Source organism: Enterococcus sp. LJL128, from assembly GCF_056924295.1.
This window is the reverse complement of the sequence record NZ_JBXPBP010000001.1, coordinates 178,337-193,930: the sequence shown is the minus strand read 5'-3', so window position 1 is coordinate 193,930 and position 15,594 is coordinate 178,337. Positions and strand designations below refer to the sequence as shown.

The window sequence follows — 15,594 nt, the reverse complement described above, 5'->3', positions numbered from 1 at the left end:
GAGAATATTTATGGTAACTATTTTTAAATCTGAAAAAGAAAGACGCGATTATTTGAAATCGTTGAGAAAAACTGAATCCGGATTGAAAGAAGTTATTCCGGAGCCATACACAGCTGGCAATGTAAAAAACAATCGAAGTAAGAATAAAACCGTTACTGATACGAAAAACAGTAAAGATAAAGAAGCCGCTGCTGATAAAAATGAAGAGGTGGCAGCAGATGACAAAGCAAAAGATTAAGTTATATGACGGAATAGACGCTACTGTAGCGCTGCCTGTGGTCAAGACGATTAGAGGAATTGCTACATATGGTCATGAACGATTGTATCCCGGGAAAATCTATGAAACAGATGATGAGCTGCTTATTAAGAGCTTAACTGATGCTACAAAAGAAAAGGGCCATTCTTCAGAGCTTGAAGAACATCTCATCGCTCACAATATTCCTTATGAAATTACGTCATGCAAATCCTGCGGGGGCAGAGTGAAAAAGCTCAAGTATCACATTGTCGAGGTGATTAATGATGAAAAAAAGGAAAAGTAATTTACTGAAGGAGGTTGAAGCAAGAAACTTTTTCCGTCAGCAATATAAAAAACTACTCGACGGAACTATTGATTTATCTGTTAAAAAAACTGATAAAGACGAGGTTTTTTATCTCCAGTCCATCACTCCGAACAATGAATTTGTCAGGCTATTGGATGAAGGAAGTGTCTTATATGGAGATGGCTCAGTAAGAGCATACATCAAAAAAGGAGTCTTAGAGGATTTTTATAATTCACTTGATGATGATTATGTTGGAGTAATCAACATTGGTCATTTTCCATATGCTGAGTTTCCATTTCCTGTCGGAGCATGGTCTAAAGAAGATTTAAGACTTGTCGATATAGGAGATGGTCGTAAAGGACTTGATGCAAGGATGGCTATAGATGAAGAATCAATTTTCATTAAAGAACTACGTCGGCAGCATAACACAATCGGTATTAGTGCAGAGTTTAGCTACTCAATAGATGATACGGTCGATGAAGAATTACTTGAGCGACTGGATTGGGCACCGGTAATTGATAAGCTAACTATCCATGATTTTGGAATCATTGGTGAGCCAGGAAACTGTAATAGCACTATGGTGCTGAATAGCGAAAACAAGGAGGACAATATGAAAGACGGAATTGTAAAAAAGCTATATGACAAATATTTTTCTAAAACTGAACCAGAACCACATACTACTGATCCAGCATTAGAACCAGAGCCAGTAGTAGTAGAGTCGGTGGCTGAACCTGAACCAAATCCAACACCAGAGCCAGAAGTCACACCGGCAGCAGAACCTGCTCAAACAGAGCCAGACCCTGTTCAGGTTGAACCGGATTCTGTAGATGAAAAAATTAAAGATTTAGAGACGATTGTCTTAGGTCTTAAGAAAGAAAATGAAGAGCTAGCAGCTGAAAATGAACGCTTAAAGGCTTCAGATGCAAAAAGCAAAGAAGAATTGTCTGCTACTAGCAAGCGAGTTTCTGCAGTTTTAGAGAAGTTCGGCAAATTGGGAGTTGTTGATTCTCAAGGTAATGTTGCCTCATCAGCAACTCAAAAAAATAACGATGATGAATATGACCCATTAAAATTTATCGCAGGAGAGTGAAATAAATGTTAGATACTAGTTTAGCAACTTTAGAAAAAATTGCTGTGGACTCTGAGCAAGTCCTTCAGTTAGCAGAAATTGGGAAGATTGGAATTGCGCCTGATTTTTCACAGAACAGATCAAAATTTCCTATTCAGGACCAGTATGCGTTGGTTACATGGCTCATGAGCACACCAATGACACGAATGGTAATGAATACAGTAAACAGCGGGAATTTAGTCACTCGTCGAGATCCAGTCACAAATGACCATAATATTGTTTTACCGTATACTTGGGGAACATCACTTCCTATCGACACTGCTGGAGAATGCTGCTGGTTGCCACTTGGCTTAGAGAAGTGTGCCGCAGAAGCACCAATGAAATTACTTTGCTTACGCCAATGTAAAGAAATTTTAGACGGTTTGATGGAAGAAATCGTGAAATTCAAGGCAACTGATATGATCAACTACTTCATGAGAAAAGGCGAATCAATTGAACAAGCTAAGAAGCGTATGGCTCACGAGTCAATGCGCTTTTTTACTGCTCGAAATATCATTTTAGGAACTACTACAACAGCAACAGCGACATTAAAACCGTTTCATGGTCTTTTAGAAATCTTATCTGATGCTTCAGTGTTGGCCATCAATGGTGCTGATATCCTAAGTGCATTCTTCTCACTCGGCTGCCGTTTAACAGCGCTTGGAGGGAGCAACTATGTGATTGCTGTTCATCCAATTACTCATCGCTCAATTGCAAAGGCTATTGTACCTGGTCGATTCGGTAACTTACCTGATGGATGGACTAAAAACGGAAATGAAATTAGATATAACAACATTCCTTTCATTCAGGATAAAATTGTTCCTTATGACCAAACAAACGCCAAAGGTGATGCATGGGTACTGGATGGAGACACATTAGGCGGAATGATGCTTACTGATTTAGCAGTAACTGACCCTAAATTCCAACGAAACTCCTTTGCTGTTGTTGGACCAGATGAGGGATGTGCTGTCGAATGTGATTACTTGTATAACGCAGGTACTACATTCTCAGTCGATACGAACCGCTTGGCTGTAATCACAGATATTCCTCTAGATGCGAACTGTTTAGGCGACACACTTCAAGGATTGGACGGATTGCTTGTTCCTGAGACGCTGGTCCCTATGGGCTAGGCCTATGAAGGAAATTATCGAGCAGTTAAAAGGTTATTGTGATTGCTTGCCAGATGCCGAAACAGAACAATTAGAAAAAAACATCACTGAACTAATAAACCTAGTCAGTATGATGACTTGCTGGACTCAAGAAGCGTGTGAGACATTTCTAGCAGAAGAAAGAAAAGAGATTTTCACAGTTGAGGATGTGAAAAGATGTGGTTGTGAGGGCGGGATTTTTAAGTTCACGCCCTTCTTTACGCAAATTTTTGCAGAAAGTTTTGAACTGACGTTAATCCGTCGCTTTGGTATTAAGGAAGAGCTATTTCCAATTGGAGCGGATGAGTATCTCTATAGTGAGTTCTCTGACGAGTTACGTGTCGACCTCAGCAAATATCTTGGTAATGACCTTTGTAACTGTCAGTACGAGTATATGCTGATTGTCGAGTACATCGCTGGTTATCAAGAACTTCCTGAATGCTTGCTTCCTATTTTCTGTGATATGCTGCACATCATCACTTCAAAGAATGAGTGTGATTGTTCAAAATGCCAGACGTGTAATGACAGTTCATCGAGTGAGGGATATATTTCAACAGATGACTATAACGGCAATCTGGACCCGACAGCATATTTAGAACGTGTTTTCATGAGGTTGATTGAGAGTGCGTATAAAAATCAGCTTGGGTTAATTAGCTTATGTAACAGAAAAATGTTGAACTGGTGGGGTGAGGTAATTTGAAAGTTGAATTTTTAGGATTGAAGCAGCAGGCTAGAAAGTCCGGTTGTTCATCCTGCGGAAAGAGAAGAGTATCGCAATACAATTTTCAGCGTGAAAAGCGAATGACATTGCCATCTGGCCGAATAGTGACATTTAGAGCTGGAGAAAAATATGAAGTCATCGAACATGATGGCTTATTTTTAATCGACCAGGTGTATCACTTGAATGGTGTACCAACTCGGATGTTTAAGAAGGTGACCTGATGTCTTTAGAAAATATTGTTATGAATTCAATTAACAAAAGAATTGATAATTATGCGACAAAAATGGAACAAACCATCAAGGATGAGGTTCATGTTAAGTCAGGCGCCACACGTGATGCCATAACAAAAGAAAAAAAGGGTGAAGGTCACTATCTTGTTGGAGTGGATGCAGCCAAATTAAAGGCAGATTCACGAAATATAGGAAATATTGACTATTCGCCTTTTTATCATGATGGTCATGGACCTTATACAATCCGGCCTAAAAATGCTAAGGCGTTGAGATGGATTGGCCGAGATGGACAAGTTCATTTTGCTAGGTCTGTCAGGATTCCCGCATCAGCCGGTGATCCATTTATTAAGCGGGCGGTTTTACGCCGTCCAAAAATTTAGGAGGCAATAAAATGACGAAACTGGATAAAGAAAAGAAGGTTGAAGAAAAAAAGCCTGCAGTGGATGCTCAGGCCTTTGTACAAAAGAAACTTCAAACATTGAATCAAAAGAACGGCGGTCGCTACGAAAGAGACGCAGCACGTGTTGTTCAAAACAACTTATAGAGGAGGCATAATTTAATGGCTAAATGTAGAAATGATGTCCTGATTAATAAAATCGGGCTAAAGGCTTTAACGAAATTGATGGAAGTTGATTTCGCTGTGCTGACAGATATTGACAGCTGCGTAAGGGTAAACACAAAGAACTACATCGATTATCAAGGAACAACAGCAACTTACAATGGATATAGCACTCCTGATGACATGTTCAACTGTCTTGCTGAAGGATGTAAGACAACAGGAACACTGATGGTGACTAACGGTGCCGGCTTAACCTCTGGAGCGACATTCTCAGTCCTTGCAGATGCAACTGATTTTGTCGCTGGTGTTATCACCTATTATGTTCATTTTCCGACAGCTGGTGAGTATACTTTAAAAACAACTATTTCTGATATTACCAATCAGAATATGACAAATGCAGATATTTACTCTCAGGTGGTAACTGTTCAAAGTGAAGGTTTTTTCCCTGTCGTAGTTGACTTGTCAAAAGTTCCAACTTCTCAGGAAGGAACAGGCTGGGATGCATCAGAGAGCGGCGTTCTGATTAAATTAGAAGCCACTCCGGTTGATGATACGGTCATCCCAAACATCGGCTTCTCAACAATTTTTGTATACGATAGTATCGAAGATTTCGAAGTGAACGATGTAGTTAAACTGAGTTGTCTGGATGAGTTTTCAGGTGACTTTACTGTTAGCCCACGTGATGCATCATGCTTCGGAGCTAGTTATGATCCGACAAGTATCACAATCGAGCGAACCATCACAGGTAAAATGGCTACTCCGAATTATTGGAAACTTAATCCACTAAACTCACGAGGGGATTTGACCACAGGTTGGATTCCTCAAACAGTTGAAAAAGAAGTTACTGCTATTACTATCGATGGAAATGATTACGGATATGTGCAGCTGGCAGATATGAATATGGATGAATGTTCATTTACTTTAGCAACTATGGCAGACAACTGCAATGTGACTGATTCAATGCTAAATCGAGTAAGTAGCCCTGTCATTGTCTCAGTGAATGAAAAGCAGTTCATCGTGCTTGACGGAACAACAACTACAATGGTCGATGCAGGGAAATTGATTTTCCATAGCTCGCTTGTAGGACAGAAGGTCATTATCAGCTATCCTAAGAAAGTTGATGCTGAGCATTATGTGGGTAATGAAAATGCTCTAGAACAACGTAGAGTTCGTATGAGCTTTGTAAACGAGCAGACTGATGGTGTGAAACTGAACTACATTTACAATAATGTTTTGGTTACATCGTTCCCAGCTTCGATTACAAATGAAGAGCCTAGTTTTAACTTCACTATTTCAGTTCAACGCGATAGAAATGGTGATTTCTACGAAATGTTCCGGGTAATTGAATAATACGTTTGAGATGAGGGTTTTCCCTCGTCTCTTTTTTATATTTGAGGAGGAAAACACATGAATGAAACAGAAACCAGAACAGTTGCTGAAATTCTGAAAATAAAAGAAGCGATGGCGGAAGCTGAAAAAGACTCAACGCCTTATCTAGCTATGAATGAGGAAGATGAACTAATCGTCAATGGTGATGCTAACAAAACTGAAATCAAATCAAATGACTACACAATTAGTTTTCTACTTTATGAAGACCAGCTGGCGGATTTCCCTTATCAAGATGCTGCAGTGATAGAGGTAAGTGGTCGTTATCGTGCAGTTGTCACCTTAAAAGATAAACGAATCACACCTCGTATGAATACTAGTTTAGTCAAATATTTCATGGAGCTAAATCCATTTTTCAGCGAGTTTTTGCCTGATGGCTCAATCGAGCGAGCATCTGATACGGTTTTAACTGAAAGAATCTTGCTTGCTGGTGATCAATTATATTTACCTCTATATAATATCGTTGCAACGATGCTTGGAATCGATGATTATTATGGCGAATATATGGAACAAATGTCTGTGTTCGAAACCTTCTTAGAAATCCTTTATAACCATCCTGAATTAGTAAATGAGTCGGACGTTTTTTTCGGCTTGCCTATCGAAAAGCTCTCAGCGTTGGCGAAGGAAATAAAGTAGAAGAGTTAGACGATAGTTTTTTCCCTAATGTAAATACGTATATCGGAATGGCTTTATATACTGCCAAAAAATTACATATTAGTCCAGGCTCAATCTTAGATACTTGGGGAGTTGCTGAACTATTAGTGACGTTTGGCCAGTATTCGAATGAAGAAAGTTACCGCAATTTCCTTGAGTGGAAAGAGCTTGACATTGACACAAAGAAAAAAGTAGACCAGCCGGCTCCTTATAGAGTTTTATTTTGTAACGTTTCAAACGATACGGAGGGAGGTGAGTAAATGGCAATCGAAAGAATATCCGTTGATATTCGAAGTAACAGCAGGGAAATTCGTCAGCAATTAGCTCAGCTGGATTCTCAAATTAATAAGCTTAAAACATCAAAAGTGCAGCTGCAGATTAATGCTGAAAAACTGGGTAATGCCAAGAAAGAGATTAGCAAGGTTAATATTCAACTGAAGGAGCTCGCAGCACAAAAGGCGACCATCAAAGCAGATTCTAAAAATATAGATAATGCTAAAGTGAAAATCGCTGAAATTAATACACAGATGGAAAAGCTCAGAGCTAGAAAGGCAACCCTGCAAGTTACTACTGAAAAATTAAAGGGTGCCGATAGAGAACTTAACAGTCTTAATCGTGAAATGAATCAGCTTAATAATAAAAAAGCCCGGCTACAAGTTGATGCTGGAAACTTAGAACAAGCTGAATCTGGTTTAGGTCGTCTGTCTGCTAGGCTGCAAAGCTTAAGCAATAACAAAGTTAAGATTGATATTTCATCTACACTTAGCTCAGTGGGGAATCAGTTGGACGGAATTGGCAGCAAAATGCTTAACATGTTTAACCCGCTTGCTTCCAAGATTAATCAGTTCATTGGTTTAGGCGCCGCAATTAAAGGTGTGAGTGCAGCTGTTGACATGGTAAAGGGTTCCGTTGATGGAGCGATTACCAGATTCGATACACTGAACAATTTTCCGAAGGTTATGTCTAACTTGAAAATTGGAGTAGAAGATTCTCAAGCTGCAATCGACAAACTCGGAGATAAGTTGACCGGACTTCCTACAACGTTAAATGATGCTGCTCTCTCAGTTCAGCGGTTCACTTCGAAAAATAGAGACATTGGTCGTTCTACAGAAATGTTCTTAGCTCTAAATAATGCAATTCTTGCCGGCGGTGCCAGTGGTGAGATTCAAAGTTCAGCACTGGAACAAATATCTCAGGCTTATTCTAAAGGCAAGATGGACATGGTCGAATGGCGGAGTTCATTGACAGCTATGCCAGCTCAGATTGCTCAGGTAGCCGAGGCTATGGGGGTTAGTGCTGATGACTTGGGTGAAGGTCTAAGAAGTGGCGACATCGCGATGGATAGTTTCATCGAAAAGATTATGGAGCTCAATTCAACTGGAGTGAACGGCTTCCTTTCATTCGCTGAGCAAGCTAAAAATGCGACAGGTGGTATTCGTACTGGATTAACTACGATGAAGACGGCAGTTGTTCGGGGTGTTACGAATGTCATTAGATCAGCTGATAATATCCTGAAAGATTTAGGTCTTGGCGGCTTCACTGGAGTATTCGCAAAAATTGGATCTTCTTACGAAAAGAATCTCAGCAAACTAGCCTCAGCTTTGGAAAACAACAAAGGTAAGATTGCTGAGTTTATCAATTTTGCATCTACAAAATTCAATGAGTTTAAGAGCTTTATCGGTGGGATGATTAAAGATTTTGACTGGCAAAGTTTTGGTCAGGGATTGAAGGAAGGTTTCACCGAGCTGGTTGAAAGTGCTCAGGAATTCAAGAAAAGACTTGAGCCGATTGTAAAGTTTGTTAAGGATAAGATAACCGATTTAGGTGGCGGTAGTTTTGCCAAAGGTCTTGGTAAGTTACCAGGTCTTTTCATTAAGACTGCAGCTGCTGCCAAAATTCTTGGAAAGGCATTTCTTGGCTTTTCTGGACTTTCAAGAGCATTCAGCATTTTTAAGGCATTCGGTTCTAACATTGCAGGATTGCCGGGAACAATCATCGAAGTTGTTAGGTCGCTTGGTTCTCTAGCTGGTCCGTTGGGGTTAGTTGCTGGTGCAGTTGGCGCTGGTGTTGTTGTTTGGGAGATGTGGGGTAAAGAGGCCTATAACTCTCAACAGAAAATTAAAAACTGGGGTTCCAACGTTAGTGATGAACTAAACGAATCATTAACAGGTTTTCAAGATCAGTATCAAGGAGCAATCGGTGAAGTTGGTTTATTAGAGCAAGGGATTACGACCAGCACTGAGAAAGCTGTCTCCGGTTTTGCTGATATGGGTAAATCCATCGAAGAAAATATGACAGGAAAAATCCAAGCTTTTCGTGATATAGTTAGTAAACTGCCTGAAGATATTCGAGAAGCATCATCAAAAATCGCTGAGCAATATGCAACTGATCAGGAAAAAAATCTAAAAGTTATCCAAGATAATAACAAAGAAATTGAAACCATCCGAAGCAATGCCAAAAATCAGGGAAGAGAAGTAACTGTTGAAGAAACCTTGATGATTAAAAATATTTCTGATAATAGTGCGGCAGCTTACGTTGATTCTCTTGGCAAAAGTAGAGAGGATGCTCAACAGATTTTAGCCCAAATGACAGGCGATGTATCTCAAGCAACTAGAGACCAAGCGAAAGGATGGCTTTCAGGGTTAGCAAAGCAACGTGCTGATGTTAAAGAGGAAAATAGAAAGCTCATTGATGATACTAGACAAGCATTATCTAAACAGTTGGAGTTAGATCCTAATAGTCAATACATCGAGCAACAACTTGATATTATTCGCGAAAGATCAGAAAACCAGGCAGCACCAATTGAGGCGCAAATCAGTTCCATCATGGCTAAATATTCAGATTTAGCAAATGAAATCGATTTGAGCACTGGTGGGAAAATAGAAATGAACAGTCCTTATGGAAAAGATCAACAATATGCTCAGTCTCAAATTGATGCTAATAAAGAACTGTCTAAAAGTTTTACTGATATGTCTAGTACAGTTGCGAAGAGAGCTGAAGAATATAAAAAGTCTACTGACTTAATGGCTAAATCGCCATCAGTTCTTGCTAAAAATTGGAATAAGATGATCACTGATTCAAGTGGCAAGATCAAGTCAAACCTCCAAGAAGAACTGAACGAGATGTCCAAGTCAGCTTCAGGATTCAGTCAGCTAATGACTTATTCAAAGGATGCAGATATTTCCTCAAATGCTAAGTTGATGATTGCTGAAGCAACAATCGCAGCTGGTAAATGGAATCATCTCAACTTTAGCGATCGTGAAGCTCTAATCGATAGCAATGTGACTGATACGATGATTGAATCTATAGAGGCAAAGGGCAAATGGAATGACTTGGATTTTGAACAGAAAAAAGCTGTTCTCTATTCTGATACTCCAGAGGTCATGGCAGAAACGATGGTCAACTTAGGATTGTGGAATGATTTCCAACCTGAGATTAAAGAGCTAGATGCCAAAAATTACGATTTCTTAGCGACGCTGGCCAGCTCAGAAGAAAAGCTGTCATCATGGAATAGCCAAGACGCAGAAGTAATTGAACTGATTGGTGATGACTACGATTTTATAAATTCGATTTACAGCTCTCAAGAGGCTCTGAATCGATGGAATGCTTTATCTGTTGAAGATAAAAAGTTACTACTTGAAAATAAAGATTATCTAGCAACCATGACAGCTTCGGAGGAAGCATTTAACCGCTGGAATAATATGCCAGAATTAGAGAAGAAACTTGTAGTTTCGAATCCGGGTATTTTAGACGTGATCAATTCATCTACTGAAGCATATGACCGCTGGGTGAAACTTCCTGTCGATGACAAGAAATTGTTAGCGACTAATACGGATTTGCTAACTGCTGTATTAGAATCAGAAGAATCAATTGCTGAGTGGGAACGACTTCCAGTTACTGAAAAGCAAATTAAAGCAAACAATAGGGATTACGAGGCAAAGATTGGACAATCTAAAAAGACAACTATTGATTTTAATAATCTAAAGATTCCACCAAAAGAGTTGAAAATCACAGTAAAGGACTTTGCATCTAAATCTATAGAATCAATTAAGTCTGCTATAAACGGTCTACAAGACAAGACAGTAAATGTCGGCGTTACTGGTTCAGGTAGTTCTTTGGTTACTGGTGGTGCTTCACTTGGTACTGCGATAGGTCGCTCGCAGGGTGGTGAAGTTCCTGAGTATCATTCTGATGGCGGCGTTGCTGGTGTGTTTAAAAAGAAAGGAACCGACACAGTTCCTGCAATGCTGACACCCGGCGAGTTTGTTCAAAGAAAGGCAGCTGTAAATACTTTCGGACTTGATTTTATGGAACGTGTTAATCGGCTGGATATTCAAGGAGCCTTTAATGCAATGACAAATCGATTCAATTCTCAAAACATGCTTGCTCCTTCTGTATCGACTGTTGTGAACAATATTAATCAAACGACAACTAATGCGAATAAGGTTACGCAGCATGTGTCTGGTGGAAATCCTGACTATATGATGCAGCGTGCTAGTAGATACTTGAAATAGAGGTGATTAAGTGACCATTTTAGTTAGAAAATATATTCAGTTCAATGATTTAGTAATAGACAATTATGACATGTTGAAATCCGCAGATTTAAGCGGCGGGTTCAAGTCTGCAACTATTGATTATAGTTTCGGTCATGGCAGCTATGCTCCATTCAAATCCAAACAACAATTTTCTAAAGAACAGTCATTGAGTTTGACTCTAAATCTCGATACTAGAAAGCTGAGTTGTGATCAGGTTAAGTATTACAAAGACTATGTATTCATGAATCTAATGTCGGCTGGTAAATTGTGGGCGATTGAAGGAGAGCAGCTGTTGTGGACTAATGCATTTATAAAAGACTTCAGCGAGTCATATTCAATAGATAAATACACAGTCAGTCTTGATGTGGATCTTATTCTTTATGAGGGGATATGGCACAAAGCAGATTCAAGAAAAGTATTCCTGCAGCCTTATTCAGCTTGTGATTTTGCTGACTGTTTGGACTTCAGAGAAGTAGATGAATGCATTGATTGTTGTGTAGCATGCTCACTGCCAGCACAGAAGTCTTGTCCTCGATGTATTTGTGAATGTGACTTCCTTAATGCTGAAAATTCTCTTTGCGAACTGAAAAAAGAGATAGCTAGTGATTTTTATAAACAATGTGGTGATACTTACCGAATTATTTATAACTGTGAAGCAGGTAGCAAGATTTGGGGCGATGAGAAGATGCTAGGTGAAAAGCTTTGTAAATCATCTGTTGATGATGGAACAATTGCTGGCCAGTTTTACAGCAACACAAATACTGATAGTGAGAATGTGACTATTACCATCGATGGAAAAGTAAAAGATCCGATAATTACGATTAATGGTAATTCTATGCAAATACTTGGTGAGTACGAAGGTCTTTTGACAATAACCTCTAGCGGCGATATTTTCTATCAAGAAAAATGTTGTCCTGAGGTTTTTTCTATCGATGTTAACAACCTGAAAATCCTTGATTGCTCAACATTCGGTTTTGTAATTCATCAAGGAATGAACAGCATAATCGTTAATACGAATGATTGCTGTGGAATGGTGTGTGTCTATGTAAAAGTGGACAGCATTACAATATAAAGGCGACAACTGAAAGGAGAAAATAGAATGATGTCTTATTGCAATTGCGATAATAATATCGATTACTGTGCAGCATGTAATGATCTGAAAGAAACTGCTCCAGGAATCGAATGCACTGGAATCACCGAGGAAATGTGCAATAGTCTTCAGAAAGATACAGGACTAAACCCTAGATTGAATGTGTTACACAATAACTGTGAAGATTTAAATGATTTACTTGATTGTTTATTGGGAAGGCAGCAAGCTGAATTACCCGCATATAGCGAATGTGATTGGCAAGAATATGTGAATCAACTTATCAATAAGCTGCATACAATACAGAAAGCTATGATCTGTTCCGACTGTGGGCAATGGAAAAAAATCCATGAAATAGAGGACAAATTAAGGGAACTTGAAGATAGGTTAGAGGATATCTGCTCAATAACTAGTGCGTTACTAGACCAGCAACCACAGCGGTATGACTTCCCTACGAAATATCATCTAGTAAATAATGGAAATCATCACCCCGATAGACATGCTGGAATTAGCTATAGAAGAATTGATACTCGAGACTGTGATGGTAATAAAATGACAGTTGAGTGGGTTGCGCCAACAATCATCGGATACAGAGTTGAAAACTTGAGTTCTAATGATGTCTTGTGCACAGTTGATAAAGCTACAGCAAAAAGTTGGGGTATAACGGATAATTTATGGAATCAATTAACTGTATATTCTGCTGCCTTTAGTACAGGATACTTTTTGGGAAACGGTACTTTTGGACGTTTAATGCTCGATGTAGAACCAGATTCTCCAAATACTTTGAAAGTGATATATCTAGGTGCCAGTTATCCAGATGAGCAAGGATTATCAACAAGTTTTTCACAGGATAATCCCGCTTTGAGAGTATTCACAACAAGAGGATAGAAGGTGGCGAAATGGCTAGTATAGAAACGGCACTTAATTGGATGGGGCAACGTTCAGGCAAAGTAACATACAGTATGGCTGCTAGAGGTGGCCCATCGAGTTATGACTGTAGCTCGGCTGTTTATTTCGCTCTCATCGCTGGTGGATTTTTATCCGCTGGTTTGATGGGAAATACAGACAGTCTTTTTGGACATCTTGAAGCAGCTGGCTGGAAGTCAGTAGCTACTCCGCAAAGAGGTGATGTTTTCATTTGGGGAAACAGAGGAGCATCTTCAGGGGCTGCAGGACACACTGGTATTTTTACCGATGCCTCAAACATCATTCATTGTAATTTTGGTTATAACGGCATTACAGTGAATACTTACTCAAGTATATGGAATGCTAATGGTAATCCTCCTGCAACTATCTATCGTGCTGCTAACGCTGATTCAGAACCAGTGCCAGATGATCCTACTCCTAGTCCTGAGAATTTACAGAACGCCGGAACACTGGACTACTTAGGCATAAAAAATGGTTATGTCGAAGCAACCGGTTGGCATTACAGTTCTGGTAAAGATATTCAGGAAATCTTATTTATTAATGCAGTAACCGGTCAAGAGATTAAACGAATAAAAACAGAAATTATTGACCGGCCAGATGTGAAAGAAGAATATCCGAATGTTGAAGGTGTAGAGAAGTCGGGGTTTGATGTTCGGATTAAAGTAGAAAATGGCACAGCTGTTTATGTCGTTGGTATTCGTTCTTCTGGTTCAGAATCGGACAGATTGATATTCGATAAAATTATAATCTTTGAGCAGGCATTCGATATTGAAATTGATCACTATGCATCAACTAATGAAAAGTTTTTCCTAGAAATTATCAGTAAAGGTAAAGTAGTCAAGCGAGTTAACAAGATTCTTAATACTTTATCTTGGACTAACGAGTTGATGTTTGTTCCTGATACTCGCGTTGATTTACCGATTGAATATGCTGAATTTATCGAAGGACATGAGGAGATGAAAATCTTTATTAATCATAAGGTCTTTCATGGAATAATCATCGGATATGAGTTAGACAAGGAAAGAGAAATCATCACTGTTGACTTGATGCATGTCATTTCTGAATGGGAATATAGACAAATATCTACAAATCTTGCTGCAAAAAATAGAACTGTAAATGATTTATATAGTACGTTAGATTTTCGTTATCAGGGATGGAATATCGAATATTTACAAGATTCAGCATCTCGAGTCATCGACTATGTTTATAGCCGTCAGAATAAACTCGAAGGATTAACAAAGACTTGCGAGCTTACTGATGACTTGTTTTGGCGTGTAGGCTTCCATTTCGGGCGTTCTTTGGAAATAGGTGTCTTTGGTGATAAGAAACCTTATACGCTTTCTACGAAACCATCAAGCGATCAAAACATACGAATCATTACCGAGCCCACAATCATTCATAAGTTCGATAATGTAATCAATGTAGCGACAGTTTATGGTGAAAAATCGGATAGCGGGATGTCTAGCATGAGCTTAAGAGAAATTCAACAAGATAAGTCTGCTCAGGATTCGCAATTTCCAGTGGTCATCTTAAAAAAAGGAGTCAATAATGAACGAGACTATGACTATGTTGAGTTCACAAAGCTAGCCCCCAATAATGAGCTTGAATACTCTGTAATAGATTCTGAAAGTATAGCACTTGAATCTGGTAAGGTGATTGAGGGGTCATTCAGCTTCAATGATTTGGCGCCGTTTAATACTGACTCTGAGGAGATAACAGATGAAGACAGAGCGAAGGCCGCAAAGACTGCTTATGATGCTGCAGTAAAAAAATTAAAACAAGCGCGGCGCTCTTATCAAATTGAACTGACTACAGAACGACTTCCGGCAGATATCGAGGTAGGGGATAAGATTCGCCTGTTATACGATAACCAGTTGCTGATGATTGAGGAATGCTCTAATTACATGAAGAAAATTCTTAGTTTGGATGATTGGTTTTATATAACTAGAATCGACTATATTTTTGATCAGAGCGGAGTAGAACACAATCGAATAGTCTTAGAAAAATTCTTGAAAATTGACCGGGAGAGTGATCCGCAATGAGACTAACATATGACAGAGCGATAAATAAAGTTGCTGAAAGAGTTTCTGATAGAACTCGTGATACTCGACAAGACCAGCTGCAGCGGCGGAATCAAGTCGTTGACATTTACGGTATGGAATTCACTCGACAAGGAGACACCAATCATCCTGCTACTTTTTACATTTCTGTTAGTCCGGATTTGATTTACTATGAACGGTTTGAGTTCAAAATAATCATTCAATCATTCATTATGCCGATTGCTGGTTCTGGAGCAACGAAGCCAGCTGTTGTTGAGGTTAACGATACAACTCTTTCTCTAAATCAAGACGCTATCAGCCCGAATCCTCATGGACATTCAACTAAATCACATATTCACGATTTAGAGGCAGGTATCTCCATTTTTCCTAGTGAAATATCCGATTTTCAAATTTGGATAGAAGGGATTGACGTCACTCCTTATTTAAAAGTTCAGCATCCAGGATGGATAAACGGCGAGGGTGTTTATCCAGCAACTGATTTATCAAACTTCGATATTCTTGCAGCTGTAGGTTTTATGGAAGAGTGGCAGAAGGGAACTATTCTAGCACCGGGATACAAAAAAGTAGAACTGAAGGGGCAAGGGGTGTTTAACGCGACATTGGTTAATTATCTAAAATACTCCCATGTAAACAGGTAATG

The 15,594-nt window shown here is 39.2% G+C and carries 15 protein-coding genes; all 15 read left to right on the top strand.

The genetic code is table 11. The features are described from left to right. Window positions 1–10: 10 nt before the first annotated feature. Complete coding sequence (locus AC1Z3K_RS00940) at window positions 11–238, top strand: hypothetical protein (RefSeq protein WP_461731542.1); 228 nt, start codon at window positions 11–13, stop codon at window positions 236–238. After that, window positions 219–539, top strand: coding sequence for a hypothetical protein (locus tag AC1Z3K_RS00935; RefSeq protein ID WP_461731541.1), 321 nt, complete (start codon window positions 219–221; stop codon window positions 537–539). Before AC1Z3K_RS00940 ends, AC1Z3K_RS00935 begins: the two co-directional genes overlap by 20 nt. After that, window positions 520–1,629, top strand: coding sequence for a hypothetical protein (locus AC1Z3K_RS00930; protein ID WP_461731540.1), 1,110 nt, complete (start codon window positions 520–522; stop codon window positions 1,627–1,629). Before AC1Z3K_RS00935 ends, AC1Z3K_RS00930 begins: the two co-directional genes overlap by 20 nt. A gap of 5 nt (window positions 1,630–1,634) precedes the next feature. After that, window positions 1,635–2,777 (top strand): hypothetical protein, encoded by a 1,143-nt coding sequence (locus tag AC1Z3K_RS00925; protein ID WP_461731539.1) that lies wholly within the window; start codon window positions 1,635–1,637, stop codon window positions 2,775–2,777. Window positions 2,778–2,781: 4 nt separating this feature from the next. Continuing rightward, complete coding sequence (locus AC1Z3K_RS00920; RefSeq protein ID WP_461731538.1) at window positions 2,782–3,495, top strand: hypothetical protein; 714 nt, start codon at window positions 2,782–2,784, stop codon at window positions 3,493–3,495. Then, a complete protein-coding gene (locus AC1Z3K_RS00915; RefSeq protein ID WP_461731536.1) occupies window positions 3,492–3,737 on the top strand; it encodes a hypothetical protein in 246 nt (81 codons plus the stop codon). Before AC1Z3K_RS00920 ends, AC1Z3K_RS00915 begins: the two co-directional genes overlap by 4 nt. 20 nt (window positions 3,738–3,757) lie before the next feature. After that, entirely contained in the window at window positions 3,758–4,126 is a 369-nt protein-coding gene (locus tag AC1Z3K_RS00910) for a hypothetical protein (RefSeq protein WP_461731535.1), read from the top strand. Window positions 4,127–4,137: 11 nt separating this feature from the next. Continuing rightward, the gene (locus AC1Z3K_RS00905) at window positions 4,138–4,290 is read left to right on the top strand and encodes a hypothetical protein (RefSeq protein ID WP_461731534.1); all 153 of its coding nucleotides are present in this window, start codon (window positions 4,138–4,140) and stop codon (window positions 4,288–4,290) included. 15 nt (window positions 4,291–4,305) lie between these two features. Beyond that, window positions 4,306–5,655 (top strand): hypothetical protein, encoded by a 1,350-nt coding sequence (locus AC1Z3K_RS00900; protein ID WP_461731533.1) that lies wholly within the window; start codon window positions 4,306–4,308, stop codon window positions 5,653–5,655. Window positions 5,656–5,712: 57 nt separating this feature from the next. Further along, window positions 5,713–6,327 (top strand): hypothetical protein, encoded by a 615-nt coding sequence (locus AC1Z3K_RS00895; RefSeq protein ID WP_461731532.1) that lies wholly within the window; start codon window positions 5,713–5,715, stop codon window positions 6,325–6,327. Between the two features lie 278 nt (window positions 6,328–6,605). Next, a complete protein-coding gene (locus AC1Z3K_RS00890) occupies window positions 6,606–10,859 on the top strand; it encodes a tape measure protein (RefSeq protein WP_461731531.1) in 4,254 nt (1,417 codons plus the stop codon). Window positions 10,860–10,869: 10 nt separating this feature from the next. Continuing rightward, window positions 10,870–11,952: a right-handed parallel beta-helix repeat-containing protein gene (locus AC1Z3K_RS00885; protein WP_461731530.1), complete on the top strand. Its 1,083-nt coding sequence runs from the start codon at window positions 10,870–10,872 to the stop codon at window positions 11,950–11,952. A gap of 27 nt (window positions 11,953–11,979) precedes the next feature. Next, entirely contained in the window at window positions 11,980–12,855 is an 876-nt protein-coding gene (locus AC1Z3K_RS00880) for a hypothetical protein (protein WP_461731529.1), read from the top strand. Between the two features lie 11 nt (window positions 12,856–12,866). Beyond that, window positions 12,867–14,936: a peptidoglycan amidohydrolase family protein gene (locus AC1Z3K_RS00875; protein ID WP_461731528.1), complete on the top strand. Its 2,070-nt coding sequence runs from the start codon at window positions 12,867–12,869 to the stop codon at window positions 14,934–14,936. Next, the gene (locus AC1Z3K_RS00870; protein ID WP_461731527.1) at window positions 14,933–15,592 is read left to right on the top strand and encodes a hypothetical protein; all 660 of its coding nucleotides are present in this window, start codon (window positions 14,933–14,935) and stop codon (window positions 15,590–15,592) included. Before AC1Z3K_RS00875 ends, AC1Z3K_RS00870 begins: the two co-directional genes overlap by 4 nt. Window positions 15,593–15,594: the final 2 nt, after the last annotated feature.

Excerpts from the sequence above, each read along its gene's own strand:
- AC1Z3K_RS00940 (WP_461731542.1), top strand. The coding sequence starts at position 11 with ATGGTAACTATTTTTAAATCTGAAAAAGAAAGACGCGATTATTTGAAA.
- AC1Z3K_RS00935 (WP_461731541.1), top strand. The coding sequence starts at position 219 with ATGACAAAGCAAAAGATTAAGTTATATGACGGAATAGACGCTACTGTA.
- AC1Z3K_RS00930 (WP_461731540.1), top strand. The coding sequence starts at position 520 with ATGAAAAAAAGGAAAAGTAATTTACTGAAGGAGGTTGAAGCAAGAAAC.
- AC1Z3K_RS00925 (WP_461731539.1), top strand. The coding sequence starts at position 1,635 with ATGTTAGATACTAGTTTAGCAACTTTAGAAAAAATTGCTGTGGACTCT.
- AC1Z3K_RS00920 (WP_461731538.1), top strand. The coding sequence starts at position 2,782 with ATGAAGGAAATTATCGAGCAGTTAAAAGGTTATTGTGATTGCTTGCCA.
- AC1Z3K_RS00910 (WP_461731535.1), top strand. The coding sequence starts at position 3,758 with ATGAATTCAATTAACAAAAGAATTGATAATTATGCGACAAAAATGGAA.
- AC1Z3K_RS00905 (WP_461731534.1), top strand. The coding sequence starts at position 4,138 with ATGACGAAACTGGATAAAGAAAAGAAGGTTGAAGAAAAAAAGCCTGCA.
- AC1Z3K_RS00900 (WP_461731533.1), top strand. The coding sequence starts at position 4,306 with ATGGCTAAATGTAGAAATGATGTCCTGATTAATAAAATCGGGCTAAAG.
- AC1Z3K_RS00895 (WP_461731532.1), top strand. The coding sequence starts at position 5,713 with ATGAATGAAACAGAAACCAGAACAGTTGCTGAAATTCTGAAAATAAAA.
- AC1Z3K_RS00890 (WP_461731531.1), top strand. The coding sequence starts at position 6,606 with ATGGCAATCGAAAGAATATCCGTTGATATTCGAAGTAACAGCAGGGAA.
- AC1Z3K_RS00880 (WP_461731529.1), top strand. The coding sequence starts at position 11,980 with ATGATGTCTTATTGCAATTGCGATAATAATATCGATTACTGTGCAGCA.
- AC1Z3K_RS00875 (WP_461731528.1), top strand. The coding sequence starts at position 12,867 with ATGGCTAGTATAGAAACGGCACTTAATTGGATGGGGCAACGTTCAGGC.
- AC1Z3K_RS00870 (WP_461731527.1), top strand. The coding sequence starts at position 14,933 with ATGAGACTAACATATGACAGAGCGATAAATAAAGTTGCTGAAAGAGTT.